At 51.2% G+C, this 25,841-nt stretch carries 16 protein-coding genes and 1 pseudogene; 8 read left to right on the top strand and 9 right to left on the bottom strand.

The annotated features are described in order from the left end of the window. The first annotated feature begins 155 nt into the window (after positions 1 to 155). The 4 genes from DB847_RS12905 to DB847_RS24405 all read left to right on the top strand — a co-directional run bounded on the left by DB847_RS12905 (position 156) and on the right by DB847_RS24405 (position 5,190). Positions 156 to 959 carry a substrate-binding periplasmic protein gene (locus tag DB847_RS12905; protein WP_159084599.1) on the top strand — a complete coding sequence of 268 codons (804 nt, stop codon included), beginning with the start codon at positions 156 to 158 and terminating at the stop codon, positions 957 to 959. Between the two features lie 84 nt (positions 960 to 1,043). Next, positions 1,044 to 1,970: a hypothetical protein gene (locus DB847_RS12910; RefSeq protein WP_108651075.1), complete on the top strand. Its 927-nt coding sequence runs from the start codon at positions 1,044 to 1,046 to the stop codon at positions 1,968 to 1,970. Between the two features lie 260 nt (positions 1,971 to 2,230). Beyond that, positions 2,231 to 4,819 carry a cache domain-containing protein gene (locus tag DB847_RS12915; protein WP_108651076.1) on the top strand — a complete coding sequence of 863 codons (2,589 nt, stop codon included), beginning with the start codon at positions 2,231 to 2,233 and terminating at the stop codon, positions 4,817 to 4,819. Positions 4,820 to 5,052: 233 nt separating this feature from the next. After that, complete coding sequence (locus tag DB847_RS24405; protein ID WP_159084600.1) at positions 5,053 to 5,190, top strand: hypothetical protein; 138 nt, start codon at positions 5,053 to 5,055, stop codon at positions 5,188 to 5,190. 99 nt (positions 5,191 to 5,289) lie between these two features. Here DB847_RS24405 and DB847_RS12920 read toward each other — a convergent pair whose 3' ends face one another. Continuing rightward, positions 5,290 to 5,697 carry a bacteriohemerythrin gene (locus DB847_RS12920; protein ID WP_159084601.1) on the bottom strand — a complete coding sequence of 136 codons (408 nt, stop codon included), beginning with the start codon at positions 5,695 to 5,697 and terminating at the stop codon, positions 5,290 to 5,292. Positions 5,698 to 5,918: 221 nt separating this feature from the next. Then, the gene (locus DB847_RS26055) at positions 5,919 to 6,041 is read right to left on the bottom strand and encodes a hypothetical protein (RefSeq protein WP_267897707.1); all 123 of its coding nucleotides are present in this window, start codon (positions 6,039 to 6,041) and stop codon (positions 5,919 to 5,921) included. 1,215 nt (positions 6,042 to 7,256) lie between these two features. On the opposite strand from DB847_RS26055, the gene DB847_RS12925 reads away from it, so the two are divergent. Continuing rightward, on the top strand, positions 7,257 to 7,937 hold the full coding sequence (locus tag DB847_RS12925; protein ID WP_108651078.1) for a substrate-binding periplasmic protein: 681 nt from the start codon (positions 7,257 to 7,259) through the stop codon (positions 7,935 to 7,937). 239 nt (positions 7,938 to 8,176) lie between these two features. Here DB847_RS12925 and DB847_RS12930 read toward each other — a convergent pair whose 3' ends face one another. The 5 genes and pseudogenes from DB847_RS12930 to DB847_RS12950 form a co-directional block, all read right to left on the bottom strand. Further along, complete coding sequence (locus DB847_RS12930) at positions 8,177 to 9,679, bottom strand: CoA-acylating methylmalonate-semialdehyde dehydrogenase (protein ID WP_108651079.1); 1,503 nt, start codon at positions 9,677 to 9,679, stop codon at positions 8,177 to 8,179. Between the two features lie 9 nt (positions 9,680 to 9,688). Then, entirely contained in the window at positions 9,689 to 10,579 is an 891-nt protein-coding gene (gene iolE, locus DB847_RS12935; protein ID WP_108651080.1) for a myo-inosose-2 dehydratase, read from the bottom strand. A 13-nt stretch (positions 10,580 to 10,592) separates the two neighbouring features. After that, the gene (iolD, locus tag DB847_RS12940) at positions 10,593 to 12,437 is read right to left on the bottom strand and encodes a 3D-(3,5/4)-trihydroxycyclohexane-1,2-dione acylhydrolase (decyclizing) (protein ID WP_108651081.1); all 1,845 of its coding nucleotides are present in this window, start codon (positions 12,435 to 12,437) and stop codon (positions 10,593 to 10,595) included. Then, a complete protein-coding gene (locus DB847_RS12945; protein WP_108651082.1) occupies positions 12,437 to 14,362 on the bottom strand; it encodes a bifunctional 5-dehydro-2-deoxygluconokinase/5-dehydro-2-deoxyphosphogluconate aldolase in 1,926 nt (641 codons plus the stop codon). Before DB847_RS12945 ends, iolD begins: the two co-directional genes overlap by 1 nt. 27 nt (positions 14,363 to 14,389) lie before the next feature. After that, a pseudogene (locus DB847_RS12950) lies at positions 14,390 to 15,513 on the bottom strand (Gfo/Idh/MocA family protein). Positions 15,514 to 15,768: 255 nt separating this feature from the next. Here DB847_RS12950 and DB847_RS12955 point away from each other — a divergent pair. Continuing rightward, positions 15,769 to 16,608 carry a MurR/RpiR family transcriptional regulator gene (locus DB847_RS12955; RefSeq protein ID WP_234418393.1) on the top strand — a complete coding sequence of 280 codons (840 nt, stop codon included), beginning with the start codon at positions 15,769 to 15,771 and terminating at the stop codon, positions 16,606 to 16,608. A 57-nt stretch (positions 16,609 to 16,665) separates the two neighbouring features. On the opposite strand, the gene DB847_RS12960 is transcribed toward DB847_RS12955, so the two are convergent. Continuing rightward, a complete protein-coding gene (locus DB847_RS12960) occupies positions 16,666 to 16,932 on the bottom strand; it encodes a hypothetical protein (protein ID WP_108651083.1) in 267 nt (88 codons plus the stop codon). A gap of 267 nt (positions 16,933 to 17,199) precedes the next feature. Between DB847_RS12960 and iolG the strand changes: the two genes are divergently transcribed. Then, the gene (gene iolG / locus DB847_RS12965; protein WP_108651084.1) at positions 17,200 to 18,204 is read left to right on the top strand and encodes an inositol 2-dehydrogenase; all 1,005 of its coding nucleotides are present in this window, start codon (positions 17,200 to 17,202) and stop codon (positions 18,202 to 18,204) included. A 120-nt stretch (positions 18,205 to 18,324) separates the two neighbouring features. Next, a complete protein-coding gene (locus tag DB847_RS12970; RefSeq protein ID WP_199911561.1) occupies positions 18,325 to 19,806 on the top strand; it encodes a sugar porter family MFS transporter in 1,482 nt (493 codons plus the stop codon). A gap of 119 nt (positions 19,807 to 19,925) precedes the next feature. On the opposite strand, the gene DB847_RS12975 is transcribed toward DB847_RS12970, so the two are convergent. Further along, positions 19,926 to 25,826, bottom strand: a complete 5,901-nt coding sequence (locus DB847_RS12975; protein ID WP_108651085.1) for a hypothetical protein — start codon at positions 25,824 to 25,826, stop codon at positions 19,926 to 19,928. Positions 25,827 to 25,841 lie beyond the last annotated feature (15 nt).

Below are 25,841 nucleotides of genomic sequence, written 5' to 3' on the forward strand. Positions count from 1 at the left end.
CGGCTGGTGAGCCATAAACATTTAAGGAAAATCACTATAGCACTGCCACACCTAAAATCCACATCTGGTTCTGTTGCAGATTAAACAGCCAACCGGCTGCGCATATCCCAAATCACGTCTTATACTGTCAATGAAGCCATTTGGGGATGATACGAATGCATTGCATCAGAACAACAGGAGCGGTACTCCTCACACTGCTGGCATTTTCAGTCAGCAGTAAAGAGAAGATCACCAAGCTCAGCTCTGCTGTAGGCAACTTTCCCCCCTATGTTTTCTGCGACGATCAGCAGGTTCGAGGCATCGCGGTAGATTTGATCCAGGCGATCTTTGGTCAGCAGGGCGTCTCGGTTCAATTCAAGTGCTACCCCTGGGCCCGGGTCTATGGACTAACCCGGGAAGCTGTGTTTGATATCACCCTTCCCTATGTACGCAATGAACAAAGAGAATTTGATTTTCATTTTGTCGGTCCAATCATCCAAAACAGGGTTGTGCTGTTTCATCACAAGGATCGCAAATTCCCCGAGCTGATGTCGGACATCAGCCTGGAGAAGCTAAAAAAATATAAGATTGGCGCTAACCTTGGTTATCGCTACGGGAAGATGATGGATGATTTTGATGCCAGATACGGCCTGCAATGGGCCAAAACCTCGAGCCAAAACTATCGAAAGCTGATCCTTGGAAGAACCGATCTCTATGTTAGCCCATACATTGTGGGTCACTATGAGAGAATGCAGTTGCCCGAGAATGAAGCAAAGGAGATCACCAGCCTGCCGGATCCGATCCAAACCACAGACTCCTTTATCATCATCAGCAAAAAGCATCCGCGTTACCCGGAGATCTCCCGGCTGTTTCTTGAGGGAATCACCAAGATCAAGATGACCGAGCTGATTGAAAAGCTCTCAGCCAAATACCAGCTCCCCACTCCCTCTGCTCCCGGTGACTCCTCTGGTTCGAAGTGAGTCCCTGCGAACCTGAGCTCATATTGTCTAATCTGCGATCACAAGATTACACTCAAAGGAAGCAATTGGTGGAAAGGAGTCTCCATGCTTAAATTCCTGGTGGTTTTATTCGTATCCCTGTTGGCTGTTTGCCAGCACGCCTTTGCCTTCCCGGATATCAGTGGTGCTTATCAGGTAAAATTTCAGGGTCAATATATCCAGTTTCAGCGCACTCCAAATCAGCAGCCTATCTCGGGTGAAGCAAGACTCAAGGTCACTCAGAGAAATCAGATGATCACCATGGAGTTTAGCTCGATCGCTAACCTTTCTCCCGCCACCCGATTTAAAGGGCAGCTTGGTGAGCAGCATTTTTCTGCCCTGTGGTGGTATAGGAGCAATCCTGAAGAAACCAAGGTGGTCTGGGGACAAATTTCCGGGCAGAAATTGACAGGGCAGATGTTCTACCCCAAGATTTCCGGGAGACTGACCCAACAGGCGGGTTGGCTCAAGGTAAGTTTTGTCGCCACCCGGCTTGCCAAGCCAACCATGACTCAGGTGAAGACTCAGACCGCGAGCCTCACCACCAAGGAAGATTGCCTTGAATTTAACCCAAAGGCACTGGCTGTTAAATCCAGCGGAAATCGCTGGCTGCTGACCAATGGGCACAGCCGGATGAAGTCTTTTGAAAACCGCAGTGAAGCAAGCTATGCCCTTAAATTAATTCTTCAATATAACCTGACCCAGCACTGTTTTATCGGTCGTCCTGATCCCTCAATGGAATACTGGCTGACTCATGGTCAGTCCCCTAAAGGCATGATCACCAAAGAAGATTGCCTTGGATTCAATCCTGCTAAATTACAGCTCAGGCATGAAGGGGCACTGTGGCTAATGACCGATGGTCGCAACAGAATGCGTCTCTTCCCCAATCGTAAAGAAGCCGCTGCAGCCTTGAGTATCATCCGAAAGTATGGATTCAACCAAAGCTGCTACATCGGCCGACCCCACCCCTCGATGAGTTATTTCAGAAAATAAAGAGAGAGGGAGCCCCCTTGGCCAGCCTTGGTTGATGGAAGCTCAACCCAGCCTGTCAGTCTTCACCGGAAAGTACCTCGTTCTGTGTTGCGAGCAGTTCGGCCCATTCAACCCCGTCGTATAAATGGGCTTGAAGCAGATCTTCTATCACCCACCAGGCTCAGCCCCAAGCTGCAGGGGAAATTTTGACGTCCCCTGGATACTACTCAATAGTTAACCTTATAAGTCACTTTGACACGCTGTCATGGACATTCGCTCTCATGGGACGGATAACCAATTCACTGCAAAATAAAATTGCCCTCTCCTTTATCACCATGGTGATCATTATGGTTATCGCAACCTCGATACTGGTTCAGGTTGATGTCACAAAAATGGTCTACCGCTATGGGTTACAACAGGCAAACAGCCTGGTTGATCTCCTGTATGAGAACCTTGAGAAGGAGTATGAAAGCGACCAGCTATTTCGTGACGCCGTGTATAAGGAGCGACGCAAGTTATTACGCGATCTCACCGATGTCGCGATCCAGATCGTTAACAGTAAATACCAGGAGGTCCGTGAGGGGAAGCTCAGTGAGCAGCAGGCAAAACTTGAAGCAAAAGAGATCATTCGCACCATGCGCTACAACGATGGGATCGGCTACCTGTGGATCAATGATACCACCCGTCCAGTCCCCCGCATGGTCATGCATCCAACTATCCCCTCCCTTGACGGCAAAATACTTGATAACCCCGAATACAATACCGCCGGGGATAACAAGGAGAACCTGTTTTCTCTGGGAGTAAACAAGGGGCTAAAATATGGCGAGGGGTATATCCGCTACCTGTGGCCCAAACCCACAAAATCTGGATTAACTGCAGATAAAGAGAAGCTTTCCTATGTCAGGCTATTTAAACCCTGGAGCTGGATTATTGGCTCAGGGGTCTATATAGACGATATAGAGGCAGATACCCACAAAAAGCTCCGGGAGCTCAAGGATAAATTCTTTCATAAAATATCCAGTCACAGAGTTGGTGCATCTGGATACGCGTTTATATTTAACAGCAATGGCGATATCCTTGCTCATCCAAACCTGGCAGGAACAAACCCATTTACCACTAAAAACCGCCATGCGGATGAAGTTCTTACCAAAGCGATGAAGTCAGTGAAAAATAAAGACTCCGGGGTCATTGAGTATCTGTGGAATCGCCCTGATGACTTAGAACATTATATCTATCAGAAAACTCTCTTCGTTCGATACTTTAAGCCTTTTGACTGGTATCTTGGATTTTCTGTTTATACAAATGATCTCAAGTCTCCCGCCATAATTCTTCAAACAAAGTTATTATGGGGCTCGATTATATTTCTGATGCTGGCGGTATTAATTTCATGGTTAATCGCTAAGAATATATCTAGGCCTCTATCAAGGCTTGCCGAGACATCACGCAAAATTGAGAACGATGGCATCAAAGATGTTGAGGTCCCCTGCGTTGGAACCAATGAAACCATCACTCTTGGAAAATGTATGAAAAACATGCTCGAGTCTTTGCGCAAAGATCAGCTTGAGCTTGAATATCTGAATAAGCAATTACAAACCGAGCTCAGCGAGCGTCAGGAAGACGTTATTCTGGAGCGCGAGTTCTCATCAACAATCATCACCTCATCAAACCTGGTGATCTGTTGCCTTAAACCAGACTACAGGATTGCCAGGATCAATCCTGCCGGGATCAGCATCTCGGGTCGAACCGAAGAGGAGCTGTTGGATCAAAGCTGGTCAGCTATCTTCACTATGTCTGATGATAACCATTCTATCTTGAATGAACTTGAGAGTCGCTCGATTGAGGGGCGCGAAATTACCATGATCAATACAGGCGGGGAGCGACTCACACTGGATTGGACCTTTATCCCATTCTATAAACAGGACAAGCTAAAGTATATGATTGGCTTTGGTTATGATATTACCAATTTAAAGCAGATCGAGGCTGAGTTAAAGAGACTGAATGAAACCTTGGAAGATAAAGTTACTTCCCGCACCAGGGAGCTACAGGATAGCCATGACAAACTAAGCGAAGCCTATGATAAATTAAAAGAGACTAAAAACGTCCTTATTGAATCGGAAAAGATGTCTACCCTGGGTGGAATGGTCGCCGGCATATCCCATGAAATAAATACCCCGATTGGGATCGGTGTTGCGGCATCGACTCACCTCAAGGAGCAGGGAAAAGAGTTCCATAAACATATTGAAGATAAAAAAATATCGATGACTTATCTGAAATCTTTCCTGGAGCAACTTGATGAGTCAACATCAATCATCGAAATGAACCTCCTTAAGGCATCAAACCTGATATCTAGCTTCAAACAGATCTCGGTGGATCAGACATCAGATGCGAACTACAGATTCAATATGAAAGAGCATCTGGAACAGGTACTGGTCTCCCTGGGACATAAACTGAAACAAACCGATTGTACGGTGAATATCGATTGTCAGGAGAGCCTCCAGCTGTTTGGTTGCCCCGGCAGCCTTTCTCAGATCTACTCCAACCTAATCATGAACTCAATCCATCATGGTTTTGAAAACCTGGAATACCCTGGCGTCATCGACATCCATATAAAAGAGCAGGATGAGGGAGTCATGATCGACTATTTTGACAATGGCCAGGGTATCCACCCCGATATTGCTCCCAAGATTTTTGAGCAGTTTGTCACCTCCAAGCGTGGCCAGGGTGGATCGGGTCTGGGGACCAATATCATCTATAACCTGGTGGTCGACAAGATGAAAGGAAAGATCCACTGCATCCAGGATGTAAAGCAGGGAGTCCACTTCAACATCTATCTACCCCGGGGAGAAGCGGCTGGCGAATCGTCCAACTGAGGTCTCATATTCGCTACGATTATCCCATCACACAATCACTCCCGGAGTCGAATAAATCTGCTATTCGCTCAAAGTGCGCACAAACTCACACTCTACCGATGATTATAAATTGACCATGACGGCATAAGCGTGTTTAATGGGAAACCCATAGCGTTGCTATGGGTAAGTGAATCTACCGGCACACCCTGCCGGAGTCTAGCGAGGCTCCTGCACAACATAAAGTAGGAAAAGCAATGTTGCCATCCGATCCGCTCTCAGAGCCCGTGACCAATATCTTTCACGAGCTGCTGATAACCCCCCACTTCTGGGGAGTCATTCTGGTCGTTGTTGCGATCGGAATCGTCCGCGACTCTCTGAAAAAGCGGGGATAACAACCAGAGCCAGAAGCGCTCCAAGGGACGTTTCTAACCTGCCCCGGATAAAAAGGCGATTCATTACGAATCGCCTTTTTTATTGCTCTTTTTAGGGCTCTATTCCTCATCAATATCCGTGTTGTGAATATACTCCACATACAAACGATCTTTATCCGCAATATGTTGACCCCACCATGTCAAAAGATAGCGATTGAGTGTCTCGATTAACACGGACAGCGCCTCTTGATCATCATCATGGATGTTGTTGAAATCCTTCCACCTCATTCTGAGCATGAACTCATAGTGATCATGTTCCGCAATATGCTCATTCATATCGGGATAGCGATTGATGATGAAGAGCTTCTCTTCGGTTTGGAAGTGGTGATGGGCATACTCTATGAGTCTCGATAGCATCATGCCCACCTTTTGCTTTCTGGTGCTCGAAACATCCATCTGCCCTAGTTCATCAATCAACTCAAACAATCCCTGGTGCTGCTCATCAATAACTGGGATATTAAGCCTCATGAACTCATAAGAGTGGCCATCCATAGCAATGCCCAGATCTATTTTGGAGAGGTCTTAGAAGTATAGCTGATTGTCTATTTCACATAATAAGGCCCATCTGAACGGCTCTACGGGCAGTTATCCAGCGCAAGTCCACCAATGCCTGAATATTTTTGGCGTTAATCTCAGTTACAGGTAAGTGGGTCCCATCAACCCCAGATGAAACAACAACGGGCACTCTTTTAAAGCTGAGAAAGGATCCCAATCAATAGCAAAGCCGCAATAAACCAGGGTCCCACAATCTTAAAGGTCATGAAATAGAGACGATCCCGATCATTGATATATTTATGTAGCTCATTGTCCATCGCATGCTCTCCCTGATCGACTGGATTCGCGAGTATTATGAGCCTGGATCCACCCGTATGTTGCCAGCTCCATCACAATTTCGGCTCATAAAAACACAAAGTGGAATAAATATGATTTAGGTCAATTTAAAAAAATTTACCCACATAAGAGGCATCTCCACGCTTTGATCACAACAAACGCCCCACTACCGATTATTATTCAACATGAGTTCTCCGAGTCCTTTTCCGGTTATGTCTCAGATCCGTTGCTCATACAAAGGTATACTGATTTCAAGGTCACCAACCTTCTGTCGCAGGGGTGAAGCTTCAAAGAAGCGAAACGAGAGGTAGGATACCGAACTGGAAGAGGGAATCAGGGATGATAGCCGGGGCAGCAGAGGTTCCATGGACGGATACACACCCTGTTGGTGAGACATGAAATCAGACATCAACAACAGATGTGAAACACTACCCTTTTTCCCATGTTCAAAGCTTTAAAGGTCTCCACCAGCCTGGCATCCACCTGACTGTCAGCTGAAACTTATGGGGGGATCCCCCCCATGACCGCTTCTAAAAAGTACATTAAGCTTGATGGGACAACTCAAATCAGCTTTATACGCCCACTACCGGCCAAGGCCCGCTTACTGATGAACTATTACTTTTACTCCATGAGGCCTTGTCCGCTATCGACTAACTAAACCACAAAAACACCCGGCAGGAGGAATAATGAAGATCTCTATTCAGGCCCAGTTATTCGCCGTATCTTGCACCATGATTGCGTTTATCATCACAAGTGAATTAATCGTGCTGATCACCCATTCATTCGCTTGATACCGCCCACTACATCTCATCACCACAGGGCCAGGCGATATGCCTCCCCTGAATAATTTCTGGTGTTATGTCTCAGATCCATTGCTCATAGAAAGGTGTACTGATTTCAAGATAACCAACCTTCTGTCGCAGGGGTGAAGCTTCAAAGAAGCGAAACGAGAGGTAGGATACCGAACTGGAAGAGGGTATCAGGGATGATAGCCGGGGCAGCAGAGGGTCCATGGACGGAGACACACCCTGTTGTGTGATACATGAAATCAGACATCAACAACTGATGTGAAACACGACCATTTCTGGCCCCTTGGATAGCCTGCGAACAACTATACTGATCATTATTCCGTAGCATCATCAGGGCTATCCATGAGCAGGCTTCATCGATGGGGAATATTATCCATTGTGCTTATTATGTCCAAAGTGAGCGCCGTTGAACTGCACCTGGTGTTTGAAAACACAGAGCAGCCCCCCTACTACATGGGGAATTCGACCCATGTTGATCCCGATAAGCCAGGCGTTGCGGTGGAGATGATGAAACGCCTTGAGCACTTCATTCCTGAGCTTAAGGTGACCTTCTCTCGCTATCCCTGGAAGCGATGCCTGCGTTATGTCGGCTCGGGTCAGGCCGACGGGACCTTTAATGCCTCCTTTAAGGCCGATCGCCTGAAGCTCGGTGTCTATCCCTTCAAGGATGGAAAGATCGATCCCACAAAACGCATCACCACTATCGCCTACTCCTTCTATGTCCAAAAAGGCTCCCGGTTCCTCTGGGATGGTAAAACTGCAACCCACCTTAGCGGGCAGGTGGGAGCCCCGAGAGGCTATTCAATCATCAGCGATCTCAAGGCATTAGGCCTGGAGGTTGATGAGTCGAATGAAACAAAGATCGCGATGAAGAAATTGATGGATAACCGGATCTCGGTGCTCGCAGCCCAGGATGTCACCGCAGATGCCCTGCTCGATCAATATCCGGAGCAGTATCACGGTATTACCCTCCGATTAAGGTTAAACACTATTACCTGTTGCTTTCAAAACAATTTGTTGCACGCCACCCCGAGCTCTCGCAAAAAATATGGGACTCTATTGAGATAATCCGCTACCAGGACTTCCCCCTCATCGCCGCAAAATATCGTAAGCGATAAAAAGGGAAACCCTGCCCGGCTTCCCTGTTGAGGATTATAAAGAAGCGGAACGAGAAGCAGGATGCTGAACTGGAGGCGGGTATCAGGGAAGATACCCGCTGCAGTAGAGCAACATGGATGTGACTTGCGAGTCTGTGATCAAAGTCAAAGCTGCTTTCATGAGATGAACCGGTTTATCCGGAAAACGCTCTAACCAAGGGTCGGCATACTAAACTCTGCTCCGGAGCGGATCCCTGTTGGCCAGCGGCTGGTGACCGTTTTCATCCGGGTGTAGAAGCGAACACCATCCGGACCATGTACATTCAGCGGGCCAAAGATCGAACGCTTCCAGCCACCAAAACTATGAAACGCCATCGGCACCGGGATCGGCACATTGATCCCGACCATTCCGGCCTGAACCTCCTGCTCAAACTGACGGGCCGTATTACCATCACGGGTAAACAAGGCTGCCCCGTTACCAAACTCGTGCTCATTGATGAGTTGCACGGCGCTGGCATAATCCGGCACCCGCACCACCGCCAGCACAGGGCCGAAGATCTCTTCACGGTAGATGGTCATCTGCGGTCTGACCCGATCAAACAGGGTCGGACCAACAAAATACCCCAGCTCATGACCCCTAACCCGGTAATCACGCCCATCGACCAACAAATCAGCCCCTTCGGCCAGCCCCTGAGATATGTAGCCACAGATCTTATCTCTGTGCTCTGCCGAGATCACCGGCCCCATCTCGTTCTCTGTGCCTTCAACTAAACCGGGACCGACCCTTAGCTTTTCAACCATAGGTTTCAGGCGACTTATCAGTTGATCGGCCGTTTCATCCCCCACGGCAACCGCAACCGACAACGCCATGCAGCGCTCTCCGGCCGCACCATAGGCGGCGCCCATCAGGGCATTGGCCGTCATATCCAGATCGGCATCCGGCATAATGATGGCGTGATTCTTAGCCCCTCCCAATGCCTGGACCCGCTTGCCATGGGCCGATGCCTTGGCATAGATGAGTTCGGCGACAGGCGTTGAGCCCACAAAGCTCACCGCCTGAATTCGGGGATCGGTCAGCAAAACATCAACCGCTTCTTTATCGCCATTGATGACATTAAATACCCCGTCAGGCAGGCCCGCCTCCTGAAGAAGCTCAGCCAACTTCAGGGCAAGAGATGGATCCTTTTCAGAGGGCTTAAGCACAAAACTGTTACCGCAAGCCAGTGCCACCGGGAACATCCACATCGGAACCATGGCCGGGAAGTTAAAGGGAGTGATCCCTGCAACCACCCCCAGGGGTTGCATCAGGGAGTGACTATCAACACCTCCGCCGACCTGGGCAGAAAACTCACCCTTGATAAGATGTGGTGCGCCACAGGCAAACTCCACCACCTCCAGCCCGCGGGTCAGTTCTCCCAGGGCATCGGAATAGATCTTGCCGTGCTCTGCAACAATTAAACGAGCCAGCTCGGGAGCATGTTTCTCCAAGAGCTCCTTGAAACGAAACAGCACCCTGGCCCGCTTGAGCGGACTGGTGGCAGCCCACTGAGGAAAGGCTGTATGGGCCACTGCGATCGCTTCGGCCATCTCCTGGGCACTGGAAAGGGCAACCTGAGCCGTCTGCTCACCGGTGGCCGGGTTATAGACAGCGGCAAATCGCTCACTGTTGCTGTGGCGGTGCTGGCCACCAATAAAGTTATCGATACGTTGCATGGGGGCTCCTTATAGCAAACCAGCTTCACGCGCCAGGCGCTGAAGATTGTTATATCCCAGGGTGGCGTAGGTCAGGGGGTGAGCGATCGCCGGATCCTGCTCAGCCTCCACCACCAGCCACCCCTGGTAGTTGTGGTTTTTTAGCTCAGTGAACAGAGCCAGATAATCGATACAGCCATCGCCGGGTACGGTAAACACCCCCTGCAGGACCGAGTTAAGAAAACTTTGATTGTCATTTTTAACCATGGCCAGTACCTGGGCACGAATATCCTTGGTATGCACATGATTGATTCGAGCGCCCCAGCGCTTTGCCATCAGCACAGGATCACCGCCGGCATAGGTCAGGTGTCCGGTATCCAGTAGCAGACCCACTTCGGGTCCGGTCACCTCCATCAGCATGTTGATATCATCCTCGCTCTCGATCACGGTTCCCATGTGGTGGTGGTAGGCAATTTGCACCCCATGACTCTGGGTATAGCGAGCCAGCTCGGTGAGCTTCTGGCCATACTCGACCCAACGCTCTTTGGGAAACAGCGGCCGCTGTGAGAGCGGCTTACTTCGATCGCCATGGATGCAAGCTGTGACCTCGGCAAAGACCATCACGCTCGCCCCCAGGGATTTCAAAAGGTGCAGGTGATCCTGGATCGCCTCTATCTCCTCGTCGACACTACGGGTGAGAAGCTCCCCCGAGTACCAGCCGGAAACCAGTTTGAGCTGATGAGAATCCAGGATCGGCCCCAGGGTCTGAGGCGTTCGGGGGAATTTGTTGCCCAGCTCAAATCCTGCAAAGCCGGCCTGACGTCCCTCGCTCAGACAGGTTTCGAGGGGGGTTTCCGCTCCCAGGGCTGGCATATCATCATTGGTCCATGTCAGAGGGTTAATTCCAAGTTGTACGCTCATCATCATCTCCGGATTATCTGTCTTGCTCTGTTTTGTCTTGCTCGTAACGGCTACGCGCCTGGCGAACCTGCTCGCGATTTGAAACCTCAGCGACGACAACCTCCCACCAGGAGCCACCCGCCTCTGTGGTACTCAGAGGGTCCGTGTCCAGTGCGATCACATAACTGCGATCGGCGGCCCGGGCCCGGACGAGGGCCTGCTCCAATTGCGCAATGCCGCTCACACTCTCCGAAAGAGCACCCAGGCTCGCGGCATGGGCGGCAAAATCTGTTTTTGGCGCCCCCCACTCCGCGCTCTTGCAGTCTTTGAGAAGGTTATTAAATCCCTGGCTGCCACAGGCATGCTGCAGCCGGTTGATACAGCCAAATCCGCGGTTATCCAGCACCACCACAATGATCTTGTGCCCCAGCATCACAGAGGTGGCGATCTCGGAGTTAAGCATCAGGTAGGAGCCATCACCCACCATCACATACACCTGTGAGTCGGGACGCGCCATCTTGACCCCCAGCCCTCCGACGATCTCATAGCCCATGCAGGAGTAGCCATACTCAAGGTGATAGCCTTTAGGGTTACCGGCTCGCCACAGCTTATGCAGCTCACCCGGAAGACCTCCGGCGGCACAGACCACCACATCTTCATCTGCGGCGCTTCGATTAACCGCGCCGATGACCTCGGCATCGGTTGGAAGCTCGCTACCGCGATCGGTCAGCGCCAAACTAACGGTTTCATTCCAGCTCTGGCGCCGGGACTGGGCATGGGACTGCCATGATTCAGAGCTCAGCCAACCCTCGAGCCTTGGCGTGAGCTCGGCCAGGGTGCGCCTGGTATCACCACACAGGGAGTAAGCCTTGTGCTTATGACTATCAAAGGCGCTGACATTGATCGCCAGCAGGTTGGCTTGGGGATTAAACAAGCTGCGGGAGCTGGTGGTAAAATCCTGTAGCCTGGTTCCCAGAGCAATCACCAGATCCGCCTCTTTCGCCAACTGGTTCACCGCCGCCGAGCCTGTCACCCCAATCGAACCCAGGTTACAGGGATGATCCCAGGCTAGTGCCCCCTTCCCCGCCTGAGTTTCCCCGACCGGAATGGCAAAGCGCTCGACAAATTCGCTGAGCTCAGTAGTTGCCTGTGAGTAATGGACTCCACCTCCGGCGATCAATAGTGGCTTGCGGGCACTTCTGATCAGTTCAACCGCCTGCTCAAGCTCATCTTCACAGGCTCCGGGACGACGCAGCTTATGGATCTTTTGAGCAAAAAAAGCCTCCGGGAAATCGTGAGCCATGGTCTGAACATCCTGGGGCAGCGCCAGGGTGACGGGGCCGCAGTCGACCGGGTCGGTCAATACCCTGAGTGCCTGTGGCAAGCTGGTGACAAGCTGCTCGGGGCGCATGATCCGATCAAAATAACGGCTGACCGGCTTAAAACAGTCGTTAGGGGTCAGTGTGGGATCGCCCGGATGCTCTATCTGCTGTAACACGGGATCCGGCTCACGGCTGGCAAAGGTATCCCCAGGTAACAGCAATACGGGCAGACGATTGACATGGGCCAGGGCCGCTGCGGTCACCATGTTGGTCGCGCCCGGTCCAACCGAAGTGGTTGCCGCCATCATCCGACGCCGATTATGGGTCTTGGCAAACGCAATAGCCGCATGGGCCATCCCTTGCTCATTATGCGCTCTGAGCGTCGGCAACTCATGCTCGACCTCCACCAGCGCCTCGCCAAGCCCGGCCACATTGCCATGGCCAAAGATAGCGAAGACCCCGGCAAACAGGGGCTCAATTCGCCCCTCAATTTCAGTTTTCTGAGCACACAGATACTTCACCAGTGCCTGTGCCATGGTTAAACGAACCGTCTTCATCATGACTCCTTCGCCAGTGTTGCGCGATCACGCCACAATTTGATGAGCTGAATATAGTTATCCCTTACCTGAGTGATCAGTGTGTCATCATCAATGTCACCACTTAGCCAGGCATATGAGGGCTTACCAAAGATACTCCGTCCCACCGCGAACCCCTTGATCAAGGGTTGATCGGCGGCCTGGGCAAAGCCCTGTTGCAGCTTATCCAAAGGTGCATCCAGGCCAAGCAGCACGACTCCGTGACAGTGGGGATCACGCTCGGTCACCAGGGCACTGATCTCTTGCCACCTGGCGGCCGATAACAGAGGAAGCTTCCACCAATCCGGCTTGATTTCAAGGTTGTAAAAGCGCTGCATCGCTCTGTAATAAAGCTGCTCATCGCTCTGCTTGTCTGCCGGAAGAATGATCTCCAGCAATAACTCGTGACCGCTGGCACAACAAGCCTGATAGAGCTCGGCTAATTTTCTCTCTTGTGACAGGCGCAGCTCCCCGTCATCGCTTGGATCGTAGAACACCAGGCATTTGACGATCTGCTCTAAGGGCCAGCGGTTGAGCTCAGATCCGATGGATCCATGCTCAAACTCAAGGGGTCGTGAGCCCGGTAGCTCAACCGGACGACCGATCCACCATCCCTGACCGGTCACCTCATTGAGCACCTCCTGACCCAGGGTGCCATCACACAGGATGCCGCTGCTCTTACCCAGCTGCATCTGCTCTGCTGCCTGCTGAGCTCCCCTTAAGATCAGTTGTTTGAGAGTATGAAGTCGCTTCTCATCCGCGCCGGTCTGCTGAGCCATCTCAAGCAGCTGTTTGCGGTGATCAAAGGCCAGGATGCACAGCTCTCCCCAACTGCGATCCCGGGTGGTGACCCGGTGCAGATGGTTGAGCCGCGCATCGAGATCGGGACGAGGCACAGACTCGGCCCGTGACAGGTAATCATCCAGCTCTTCACGGGACGGCATCGCCGGTGAACAGCCATGGCGGGACACCACCAGGGCACCACAGGCATTGGCATATCGACACGCCTGCTCCCATCCCTCATCATTGAGATAGCCCCGCAGCAAGCCGGACATAAAGGCATCGCCGGCTCCGAGCACATTGAGCACCTCGACCCGTACACCTGTGATGGTGCTCCCATCATCCAGATCGTCCGGGATTGCATCCTCAAACACAGAGCATCCTAGGGCCCCGCGCTTACAAACCAAGGTGGCGTCACTGACTTTGCGAACATTTTTCAGGGCTGTCAGGGTATCAGTGCTCCCTCCCGCAATATGAAACTCCTCTTCGGTGCCGACGATCAGATCAAACTGACCCAACACCTCCTGCAGCTCAGAAGTCACTGTGTCCGATCCAATATAGCGGGTCTCACCATCCCCCAGAGAGGTCAGTCCCCACAAAACCGGGCGATAATCGATATCCAGAGCCGTTCTCACCCCGTTGCGCCGGGCATATTCAAGGGCGGTACAGACCGCCTGGCGGGTATTGGGATGAGACAGATGGGTTCCGGTGATCGCAAGGCAACGTGCCGATGCGATATACTCCTCGGTGAAATCATCACTCTGCAAAGCCATATCGGCACAGTTATCCCGGTAGAAGATCAACGGAAAAGTATCCTGATCCTTGATCCCCAACACCACCAGCGCCGTCAACCGCTCAGGATCGGTGATCATATGCGAGGTGTCCACACCAACCCGCTGTAACTCCTCGCGAAGAAATCGCCCCATATGCTCGTCACCGACCCGGGCCAGCATGGACGATTTTAGCCCCATTCTTGCCGCACCGAATGCTACATTACCCGATGAGCCCCCCAGATATTTGTTAAAGCTCCCCATATCTTCAAGACGTGCTCCAATCTGTTGCCCGTAAAAATCTACGGCTACCCGTCCCAGGCAGATCAGATCCAGCTTGTTATCCTTGGCGAACATCCATCTCTCCTTGCTCTCAAAATCCGATTATTTAATATCCAGCCAGCGGCGCTCGCTTGCTGATGCAACTATCACATCCAGTACCTTTGAAACCCGCCACCCCTCTTTAAAATCGGGCCAGATGGGTTCATCACCGGCAATGCCATTGATCAGATCTCGCACCTCTATGGTCTTTTGATCGTTGAAACCAAAGCCATGACCGGCACTGACACAGAAGGGTTCATAATTGGGGTGCTGTGGACCCGCCAGTATGGTTTTAAAACCCTGCCGGTTGGAAGGCTCATCGTGACGATAAAGCTTGAGCTCTGCCATCCGCTCCTGAGTAAAGCTCAAAGCCCCCTGGTGCCGGTGACCAGATAGCTAAGCCCCATTTTACGGCCGCAGGCGATACGGGAGGTTTCCAGCATTCCCATGGCACCATTACTGAATCGCAAAAGAACGTTAGCCTGATCCTCATTTTCAACCGGGATCAGCGTGCCGGGGCTGGCGGGATCCGGGCGCTGCTTAATCACGGTCTGCAGATCACCGCATACGGCCTGAATGTCGCCTACCAGGTAGTGCGCCATATTCACGATATGCGCCCCCAGATCGCCTAATGTTCCGTGACCTGCGGTTTCACGAAAGCAGTGCCAGTCCGCCGGCTGATTCGGATCGGCCATATAATCTTCATTGTGGGTCCCATAAAAATGCACCACATCGCCAATCTCTCCCCGGGCTATGATCTCACGGGCTAATTGAGTCGCCGGGTTTTTCATATAGTTGAAGCCAACCAGGGTCTTAACTCCCTTCTCCTTCGCGGCAAGGTACATCTGCTCGGCATCCTCCGAGCTTAGGGCCAGCGGCTTTTCGGAATAGACATGCTTGCCCACGGCGATCGCAGCCAGCGCCATCTCCTTATGCAGAAAGTTAGGAGCGCAGATATCCACAACATCAATTCGCGGATCGGTCACCAGCTCACGCCAATCCCCGGTTGAGCGGGAAAAGCCAAATGCATTGGCTCGTTCGGCCGCCAGCTGTGGAGTCACCTCGGCCACCATTTCACGAACCAGAGTTCCCCTGAGGGGAAACACGGTCGAAGCCTGAGCAAAAGCGATGGCATGGCAGCGCCCGATATAACCTGTTCCAATCAAGCCGATTCTGACTTCGTTCATCCTGAACCTCCTTGGTTCGAATCACTGATTACTGGACTGAAAAGCAGTGTGATGAAATAAATATTTCATTTCAAGTCAATATGAAACTCACACTCTGAAACGTGATCTTGCTTACAAAAATTTCACATTCACAGTCACCTCAGAGGGAGTAACACAGCAGCCTGGATCACAGACAGTGCTGGACAGAGGGTATGAAAAACTCTATTTTTCATAAACAGAACAAGATGAAATATTTTTTTCATGGGGGATAAAGGAATGACGCAGCTAACCGAGATGAGCTCTCCGACGCAACTCAGTGAGTTACAACAGCTTATTCGCGAACGCTACACAAGCCTGAGTAAACGATTGCAACAGGTTGCCCGTTATATTCTGGATAATCCGGGCAATATCGCCTTTGAAACCATAGGTAGCATAGCAACGGCGGCAGAAGTCCCTCCATCGACCCTGATCCGTTTTGCCAGTGCCTTTGGCTTTAGCGGTTTCAATGAGATGAAGCAACTGTTTCGCCGCCAGCTGGTTGAGGAGACCAGCAACTACACCGACCGAGCTCGCCTGTGCCGGGAGCTTGCCCCCGATGCGACGGCGGATACTCCGCTAGCTATTCTCAATCAGTTCGCCATGGCGAATGCTCAGGCCCTGGATCAACTGGCAGCCCAGACCCCTGCAGAGCAATTAGAGCAAGCGGTTCAGATCCTCGACCAGGCACAATGTATCTATGTGGTTGGGTTGCGCCGCTCCTTCAGTGTGGCCTCCTACCTCTGCTACGCCCTGCATCATCTGCAACGCAGGGCCATACTGATCGATGGCCTGGGTGGGATGTATAAGGAGCAGCTCTCTGTGGTGGGAGCCGAAGATGCCATAGTTGCCATCAGCTTCGCCCCCTATGCCGAGGAGACGGTCGCACTGCTTGAAGAGGCGACACACAAAGGTGCCCGACAGATAGCAATCACAGATAGTCAGGTCAGCCCGCTGGCCAATCAAAGTGATGTCTGCTTTATCGTCAAAGAGGCTCAGGTTGATGCATTTCGCTCTCAGGCCTCTTCTTTGTGTCTGGCGCAGACCCTGGCGGTGTCCCTGGCCTTTAGAGACCAATAAGCTTGGCTGTTAGACTCTGTTGACGTACCGGGCTTTTAAATAAAAGCCTGGCTGAGCCTAAAGATAGACCTGCCAAGTCTGAAGCTGGAGGAAGCTCAAAAAGAGCATGATGACACAGATGCAGGCTGAGCCTGCATAGATCTGGGACTCCCGGAGAATCCCGGCAATCAGGCCGCCACTCACTAAAATCGCACCCGCCCCGACGAGCAGCAGGTCGCTTTGCTGCGGGATCCAGGAGGCGAAACCAATCGCAAACCCGATCAGGCAGATCCCACAAAATAAAAATGAGGTCAGCACGGGACCAACCCTCTTGGTGCACTCCATCGCTCGCTATTCCTTTTCCATTGGCGGCTTAGCCTAAACCAGGCCGCCATTTTACCCACAGATAGCTGCAACACAAAACCGATTCGAGTTCTCAAACCCATCGGCTCAGAGATCACAAAGAAACATCTAGTTAACATTTTGTGAATGAATTGAGTGGCGGATCACAAAATGGTTTTTTTATTTTGCATAGTATCTTTTTGAAATTTTTATTTCATAGCCACCCGCGGGAACTTTAGTGGCACAACAGCAAACCCATAAGGATAACCCATGACCAGTAAGCTGAATGTGGCAATCATAGGCGCAGGACGGATAGGACAAGTTCACGCCAAAACGATTTTGAACACTCTGCCAGAGGCTCGGATCAAATATATCGCTGATAACAACCCGGCCGCCCAGCAGTGGGTCGAGAGCCTGGGCGGTCCCCAGTTTACCCTGACCCCTGGTGATATATTTCAGGATAAAGAGATCGACGCAGTACTGATCTGCTCTTCGACCGATACCCATGTGGAGTACATCATCGAAGCTGCAAACGCCGGAAAGCATGTTTTCTGTGAAAAGCCGATCGATCATGATCTTTCAAAAATTCACAGCGCCCTTGAGGCGGTTGAACAAAATGAGGTGAAATTCCAGATCGGATTTAACCGGCGCTTTGATCACAACTTCAGTGCGGTCAAGCAGGCGATAGAGGCAGGGCAAGTTGGCGAACTACGCTTTATCAACATCACCTCACGAGACCCGGGAGCGCCTCCGGTTGACTACATCAAGGTTTCCGGTGGGATCTTCATGGATATGACGATCCATGACTTTGATATGGCACGCTACCTGGCTTGCTCTGAAGTCACTGAGGTCTATGCCAAGGGTGCGATGATGGTCGATCCCGAGATAGGCAAAGCCGGAGATTATGACTCTGCAGCCATCATGCTCACCTTTGCCAACGGCTGTATCGCCATGATCAATAACTGCCGGGAAGCAAGCTATGGCTATGACCAGCGAGTCGAGGTGTTTGGCTCTTTGGGAGCCATGGAGATTGAAAACGATACCCCATCCAAGGCCCGCCTGAGTACCGCTAGCGGTGTGAATCAAGAAAAGCCCCTCCACTTCTTCATGGATCGCTATACCCAGTCCTACATGAGTGAAATTCACGAGTTTATCCAGGCAATTACTCAAAACCGTAAGCTGACGACCTGCGCTGCAGATGGACTCAAATCTGTCGAGATAGCCAAAGCCGCACTCCAGTCGGCCAAAGAGGGACGACCGATCCCGATGAAATAACTACGCAGCCTAAAAGAGCCGTCTAGGCTCTTTTTCGTTTTATCACTGTTACCCCTGATGGGATCAGGGGTGGGTTGGCTTGTGCCTCAAAACTCAGCCAGCCTCAGGGAGGATATTCAAATGACACAGATGACAGCCGCCAATACAGGTGACAGTTCACTGACCCGGGAGAAGAACCAAAGTAAAAAACACTATAACCTTTTTGTTGCCCTGATTGCCGCAGTCGGAGGCGCTCTGTTCGGCTTTGACACCGCCGTCATCGCGGGCGCTCTTATCTTTATCAAGCAAACAATGCATCCCAGCATCATGGAGCAGGAGTTGGTCGTCAGCATGGTGGTTTTGGGCGCCTTTCTGGGCTGCATTCTCAGCGGCAAATTAACCAACCGTCTCGGAAGGAAGCGACTCCTTATCTACACCTCCTGGCTCTTTATCATAGGCACGGCCCTATGTACCCTGGCCCCCGGAGTTTACTCCCTGATCATCGGCCGCTTTATTCTCGGGATCGCTGTGGGTATGGCCTCCTATTCGGTACCTCTGTTCATTGCCGAGATCTCACTACCGGAAAAGCGTGGGGCCATGGTCCTGCTCAACGGACTGTTTCTCACCGGGGGTCAGGCGGCCGCTTTCCTGATCTGCTACTTTTTTGCCCTGCACTTTTCCAGCGAGATCAGCTGGCGGCTGATGCTCGGCTTTGCGATGATCCCTGCTGTCATTTTACTGTTTGGGATGATCTTTGCCCCGGCCTCCCCCCGCTGGCTGCTGATGAAGGGTAAAAAGGATGAAGCGAGGAAGGTACTGAATAAGATCCGGGATGCTGACAAGGTTGAGCGTGAACTGCATGAGATTGAGGAGAGTTTCAGCCACAAGGAAAATGGTATCAAAGAGCTCTTTAGCAAACGGGTACGCCCTGTGCTGCTGATCGGTCTGGTGATCGGGATCGGCCAGCAGTTTGCCGGGATCAATACCGTGATGTATTACGGCCCGGAAATCTTCAAGCAGGTCGGTTTTCAGGGCGCCCATGCCCAGATCTTTGCTACCTTTGGCATGGGGTTGGTGAACTTTCTGTTTACCATCGTCTGTATCTTCACCGTCGATAAGCTGGGGCGTAGAACCCTGCTCCTGACCGGGACCCTGGGAGCCGCCATCTGCCTGCTGACCCTGGGTGCTGTCATGAAGGCGGGAGTTGCATCGGTTCCGGGCGGACAAGTGATCGCTGTAATCTCCCTGGTCTGCTATATCGCCTTCTACTGCATCAGCTTAGGCTCACTGTTTTGGCTGATCATCGCCGAGATCTACCCTCTGGATGTGCGGGGAGTCGGCATGAGTTTTGTCGCCGGTGTGCAGTGGATGGCCAATTTCGTTGTAGCCTCAACTTTCCTGACGGTCCTTCACACCTTTGGCGGCGGAACGACCTTCTGGATCTATGCCGGGGCCTGCCTGTTTCTGTTTGTCTATGTACTGCTGTTTGTACCGGAAACCAAGGGGATCTCGCTTGAGACTATTGAGACCAACCTTAAGCGGGGTACCCCAAGCCGCCAGTTAGGCGAGAAATACTCAGCTAAGCCAGTGAAGATCGCAAGTCACATTGTTACCTCCAACTAAAACTTAGATCGAAACACACAGCCCCACTTGATTCTAAGTGGGGCAAAAGAGGCTCTGCCTGGAGCCCTCAAAACCATCCCTAACACAATAAAGCTGTCATTATTCAGGAAAGTTGCACGCTAAATAATATGTCCTTCAATCACATTAGAGCTGATTGAGATATCGCCCACTTTATAAAAGAACCTCAGGTAAACAGTCCTGCCATAACGATCATAAACCTTAAAGGGGATCGTTACACTCCGTGCCGGTGTGATATCAACAGTGCCATTACCAACTATGTGTTCAAAGCTCCTATCCGATGAAATCTGTAGCTTCAGCGTCCCCTTTTCTGAGGTATCACCTCTATATGCCACATTGGCATCATACATATAGTAATTCGTTTCATTCAAATTGTAGGATCCATCGCTATTTGCTGTAATCGGCCAGGATCTGAAGCCATTATGCGCATGAAGTGGAGTATTGAAAGTTATAGTAACCGAGTGAACCTGAATCACCAGTTTGTAATCCGACGGGGCATACCACTGGGTTCCTGAATCATGCAAAGTCACTGTATATTTTCCTGCCTGAGTAATGCTCCAGGACGAGCTATTCGTCCCCGACACGTCGGTAATAGTTACAGCGCCTTTGGCATTACTCACACTGGCGATTTGACTCACACTTGTGGGAGTTAGATTCAATGGCTGACCACTGGCAACCACCAGATCACTCTTTGCTGTTGCACTAATCTGATTTGCAACTTTGTTAACGTTCAGAATAAAGGTTTGACTGGATGAAGGCAGATAGCTGGCATCCCCGGAATCACGGATCTCAACCACAACCCTTCCAGAAGAGTGAGCCCGGGTAAGCATATGCTCATTTGTCAGCGTCATGCCCGCGCTATTTTGAGCCGAAACCAGGGTATAGCTGACCGCGCCATGGGCTGTGCCTGTCTTGATCAGCTGAGATAGGGGATAACTTTGACCTGCAATAATCTTATCTGAGGTTTTGGTAAGCTGTAGGGTACCGGCATGTTTTGGCTCCACATGCAGGGTAAAGGTCTGCTCAGAGGGGTTATATAGGTTACTACCACTATCGCGAACCCGAACCACCACAGAGCCTGTCGTGCTGGCATGATCCAGCGTATCCCCCTGAAGCGTCATTCCGGCGCTGTCACTACTGATGCTGTAGCTAACCAAGCCATGGGATGTTCCCGTCTTGATCAGACCGGAAAGATTGTATTTGCCACTTACCAGGATAGAGTCACTGGATTGATTGAGCTGCAGTGTCCCATCTGCCCGGTGAATATAAAAATATAGTTTCTGAGGCTCAGCCTTCTGTACTGTTGCCGAACCTGTATCTCCAACCCAGACAGTCAAGGTTCCACCACCACTATCAATACTGGTGACTTTAAAGATATTGCCATCCAGATAGCCCTTCACACCATATTGGGTCATTCCTCCGGGGAAGTAGAGGCTGCCAGCAATATTATCGATGGCTCCCAGTTTACTGATATCGACGCCACCTATGACGGCGGAATAGGTCGCGGATTTTCCAGAGGTCACCGAGAATGTCGACTTGGTCTTGTTCACGGCTAACTCAAAGCTGGCTGGGTGAGAGGCCTGATGCAGTGCGTCTCCGGAGTCGGCCACCGAAATGCTCACAGTCCCCGTTGCCGTTGGCTTACTCAGGGTTTGAGTCTGCTCGTCATAAACGATTCCTGTGTTCCCTTTATCTTTGATGCTGTAGCCAAGTTCACCATAACTGTTGGTCGCTGTGATCTGATTTAGTTTAAAGCTTTGATCAGCAAGCATCGCCCCCCTTGTTGTCTTCAGTGCAAGAGTGCCGGGCAACACCTTCTGCGCCGTCAACACAAATGTCGTATCCGAAGGCTGATGCAGTACATCCCCACTATCGTGGAGCGAAACCCTAAACTCCCCTACCGAATTTGCAGTCAGGTGATGGCTGGCTCCGTCATAATCACCATCGCCCTGCACACCAGTGACAGTGACCTCACCATAGGCATGGCTCACCTGGGCAAAACTCTTGGGCTCGCTAAGATCGATCTGTAACTTTGAATCCAGGTGACGCGATTGATCAACCGCCTGCATCACTCCTTTCGCCTTTTTCAAAGTCAGGGTAAAACTTGTTGAGGCCGGTTCATATTTGCCCTCACCACTATCTGCCACATCAACGGTGAAGGTACCAACTCGAGTTGCACTCAAAGTTTGGCTGGTCACATCAAAACTGCCGGCTCCACTTTCTCCCTTTATCGAGGTGACTTGCAGTTTTCCTATGGCCCCCCGGACATTCGTCAGGTTGGCCAATGATATCCCTCCATCCATATAGTCCAGGGTTAAGGGTAGAGCCGTAATCGTATGACTCTCACCCAATACCGTCAGCTTAAAGCTTGTTGATGCCCCCGTGTGATTCTCATCCCCAGGATCATGTACCTGAGCGGTAAATACTCCAGGATGGAAAACTGTCAACTTCTGTGATGCCGCATCAAAACGGTAATTGCCGCTGCTACCACTGACACCGGTCACCGCCAGCTTACCGACAGCATTGGTCACCCGAGTAATCTGATCAAGATTAGATAAGTCAAATTGTCCGCTACCATAGGACAGCTTCTGATCTGCGATTGAAAGCTGGCTCTTTCCTCGCCCAACGCCAATAAAGGCCAAGACATGATGAGTTGGCTCATGAAGTGAATCGCCAGAATCACTCAAATAAACCTCAAATAGTCCTATTTTTTTTACAGTCAAGGTTTGAGTCGAAGGATCCCAGTCTCCACCGGATTCAGTAAATGGCTTAATACTATCGATCGAAACAGTTCCGTAGGCATTTGCTATCGTCCAGTGAGCCTTAAGCTCAGAAGCGGTAAGCTGATAACTCTTTTGGGCTGGGTAGGTATACAAGGGATAACCTGTCACAGTCATCTTCCCTGGTTCTTTGAGGTATAACTTAAAGAAAGCTGGTGTAGATGGCTTGTGTGTCCCATCTCCAGCATCACTCACTCGGATCTCAACAACACCTGAAGATGAACCAATGGATAGGCTGCTTCCGGTGAGGGTCGAACCCGTCCCGCCAGCACTCATTAACCCGTAAGAGAGCGCACCATAATGCTGCTTGACCGAGAGCTTATTTGTCAGAAGATAGCTACCGCTCCCGACCTTGACTGAATCTTCACTCGGTGTCACAGCCAAGGAGATGGCTGGTGTTTTTTCTGCTGTCAGTACAAAGGTGACATCTTCTGATGCATCATGAGTCCCATCTCCACTGTCTTGGAGGTGCACCGTAAATTTGCCGGCACTGTTGACTGTCAGAATGTGATCGACAAACTTCCCGGGACCATCAACGCCGGTCACTGTGACCTTGCCATGGCTATTAGTCACCTGGGCAAAGCCCTTAGGATCACTCAAGTCTATCTGACTATTCGCACGCAGGGTGCGCGTCTGATCTTTTGCCTGCATGACTCCAGCAGCTTTGTTGACTGTCAGAGTAAAATCACTATCAACCGGCTCATAACCTGCCCAACCTTTATCCTGAACCTGAATAGTAAAGGTTCCCGCCTGTTTTACTGTTAACTCTCCATTGGCATAGCTACCCTTTCCTGTTCCATCAAAGGTCACTCCAATCACCTTTACAATGTCAGATAAAGGCTCAAATGATGGCTGGGCCCCCTGTCCCCCGCTAATATGCTCAGCGAGAGTAATTGGCTGGCCTGTATAGGTCACCTGTGCATCATTCACAGTAAAACTGTGGGGGATTTTCGTCATCGTCAGAGTAAAGGTCGCAGTCCCTGCTTTATAAAGATCATTCCCCTCATCACTGACCTGAATTTTAAAAATGCCTAAACTATTGGTTTTGATCCGTGGGAGCCCATCAGAGTCATACACTTCACAATAGGTTCCACAATTTGCAGGTGCACTGAGTAGCTTATCGATATGCACAGCACCAAGCGCTTGAGGAACCGCCTTCAAAAAGGAGTATGAAGATATCTCCTGATGCCAGCGACTCCACCCCAGATCAGCTGAAAAGTCCGGTAATGTATGGATCCCTTTATTGACTGTCAGGGTGAAGCTTTCAGTTGATGGCTTATATTGATCATTACCAGCCGCTGTCACAGTGACAACAAACTTTCCAGCTTTGACTACCTCGAGCTGATCCTTATTGACTAAATGCCCTGCGGAGTCGCCTCCCGATATCGGGGTCGCACTATTCACTGTCAATAAGCCCTGGTTGGATCTGATATTTCCAAGCTCGAGTAAAGAGACATTGCTCCCTGCATAGGTAACGCCTATATCCGCAACCTTCATTGGGTTTAGCGCTTTTATAACTGTCAGGGTAAACTGGCTCTTCGCCGCAGTGTGAGTGTCATCACCGGTATCTGTCACCTCAACTGTGAAGCTGCCTGCCTTTTTGACCGTTAGCTGCCCATCCTGATAGCCGCCCTGGCCGCTGCCATCCACAACATCGGTCACTGTGACCGCACCCAGATTGCCACTGGCTTTGATCAAGGGTGCCAGTGGAATAGGCTGCTCGGCATAGCTCTGAGTGACATCGGCCACCCTAAAGCTGTGACTGGCCTTGCTCACCGTCAGAGTAAAACTCGTGGTTGCCGGAGTATGGGTGTCATCACCGGCATCTGTCACCTCAACTGTGAAGCTGCCTGCCTTTTTGACCGTTAGCTGTCCATCCTGATAGCTGCCCTGGCCACTGCCATCCTGAACATCGGTGACTGTGACCGCCCCCAGATTGCCACTGGCTTTGATCAAGGGTGCCAGTGGAATTGGCTGCTCGGCATAGGTCTGAGCCACATCGGCCACCGCAAAACTGTGGCTCGCCTTATTCACCGTCAGAGTGAAGCTCGTGGTTGCCGGAGTGATCCCTGCCCAGCCTGCATCCTGAACCTTAACGCGAAAGGTTCCGGCTTGGCTCACCATCAGCTTGCCATCCAGATAGGTGCCTGCTCCCGTATCTGGAGTAACCTCAAGGACCTTCACATCATGGTTTGCTCCGGTCACAGTCAGGGGATGGCCTGCGACTAAGATCTGCTGACCCAGAGCCTCAATCCCAATCCCATCACTTTGATAAACAGTCGAGTAATCACTCACATGGATACTGTGTTCCACAGTGGTCATCGTCAGGGTAAAGGTTGCCGTTCCAGGCTGATACAACTTGCTCCCCGCATCACTCACCTGGATCTTGAACGTGCCGGTGCTATTTGTTTGGATATAAGGCACGCCATTGTTGTCATAAACAGTACAATAGCTCCCGCAAACCGCTGGAGCGCTGATCAGCTTATCGGCATGAACCATTCCAAGAGCATCGGGGACCTTGTTTAAGTAGTCGAATGACGAAATCGCCTGGTGCCAGTGAGTCCAGCCCATGGATGCGGAAAAATCGGGTAGCTGATGAACCCCCTTGTGTACCTGCAGCGTAAAATTAGCCGTGACCGGCTTGTACTGATTGTTTCCTGCGGCTTTAACAGTCACCACAAAGCCACCCGCTTGCGTTACATGCAAAGAGTGACCGTTCAGGCTCCCCGTTCCTGGCTCATCCCCTGATCCTGGAGTGACACTCACAATACTCAATGGACCTTGCGCCGCCTGAATATTCCCCAACCCCAGCAGTGATATATCCTGTCCGGCATAAGTGGTAGTCGCAGCGGCTAGCTGCATCGGATTCTCGGCTTTCACTACCGTCAGGGTAAACTGCTGCGCCGGCGAGGCTGTGTGAGTCGCATCTCCCTTATCCGAGATGCTGACCTTCACTTCACCTTCATGGGTAGCCTTGTCCAGGGTTGAACCGCTCAGAGTCATCCCCGCCGTGTTGCTATCCAGCTGATATACCGCGTTACCGAACTGAGTGCCGACCTTGATGAGTTTTGCCAGATTGTAAGGCTGAGCGGCAGTGATCCCATCCACCGACTTGGTGAGCTGCAGATCGCCTTGGATCTTATCTACCGTCAGGGTAAGGGTTCCCGGCTTGGAGGGCTGATGGGTTGCATCGCCAGTATCACTCACCCGAATGGTTGCCACACCGGGCCCCGTCGG

Origin of the sequence: Dongshaea marina (genome assembly GCF_003072645.1) — a bacterium.
Lineage (GTDB): Bacteria > Pseudomonadota > Gammaproteobacteria > Enterobacterales > Aeromonadaceae > Dongshaea > Dongshaea marina.

Excerpts from the sequence above, each read along its gene's own strand:
- DB847_RS12905 (WP_159084599.1), top strand. The coding sequence starts at position 156 with ATGCATTGCATCAGAACAACAGGAGCGGTACTCCTCACACTGCTGGCA.
- DB847_RS12915 (WP_108651076.1), top strand. The coding sequence starts at position 2,231 with ATGGGACGGATAACCAATTCACTGCAAAATAAAATTGCCCTCTCCTTT.
- DB847_RS26055 (WP_267897707.1), bottom strand. The coding sequence starts at position 6,041 with ATGGACAATGAGCTACATAAATATATCAATGATCGGGATCGTCTCTAT.
- DB847_RS24405 (WP_159084600.1), top strand. The coding sequence starts at position 5,053 with ATGTTGCCATCCGATCCGCTCTCAGAGCCCGTGACCAATATCTTTCAC.
- DB847_RS12930 (WP_108651079.1), bottom strand. The coding sequence starts at position 9,679 with ATGCAACGTATCGATAACTTTATTGGTGGCCAGCACCGCCACAGCAAC.
- DB847_RS12960 (WP_108651083.1), bottom strand. The coding sequence starts at position 16,932 with ATGGAGTGCACCAAGAGGGTTGGTCCCGTGCTGACCTCATTTTTATTT.
- iolE (WP_108651080.1), bottom strand. The coding sequence starts at position 10,579 with ATGAGCGTACAACTTGGAATTAACCCTCTGACATGGACCAATGATGAT.
- DB847_RS12910 (WP_108651075.1), top strand. The coding sequence starts at position 1,044 with ATGCTTAAATTCCTGGTGGTTTTATTCGTATCCCTGTTGGCTGTTTGC.
- DB847_RS12920 (WP_159084601.1), bottom strand. The coding sequence starts at position 5,697 with ATGAGGCTTAATATCCCAGTTATTGATGAGCAGCACCAGGGATTGTTT.
- iolD (WP_108651081.1), bottom strand. The coding sequence starts at position 12,437 with ATGAAGACGGTTCGTTTAACCATGGCACAGGCACTGGTGAAGTATCTG.
- DB847_RS12945 (WP_108651082.1), bottom strand. The coding sequence starts at position 14,362 with ATGTTCGCCAAGGATAACAAGCTGGATCTGATCTGCCTGGGACGGGTA.
- DB847_RS12925 (WP_108651078.1), top strand. The coding sequence starts at position 7,257 with ATGTCCAAAGTGAGCGCCGTTGAACTGCACCTGGTGTTTGAAAACACA.
- DB847_RS12955 (WP_234418393.1), top strand. The coding sequence starts at position 15,769 with ATGACGCAGCTAACCGAGATGAGCTCTCCGACGCAACTCAGTGAGTTA.
- DB847_RS12970 (WP_199911561.1), top strand. The coding sequence starts at position 18,325 with ATGACACAGATGACAGCCGCCAATACAGGTGACAGTTCACTGACCCGG.
- iolG (WP_108651084.1), top strand. The coding sequence starts at position 17,200 with ATGACCAGTAAGCTGAATGTGGCAATCATAGGCGCAGGACGGATAGGA.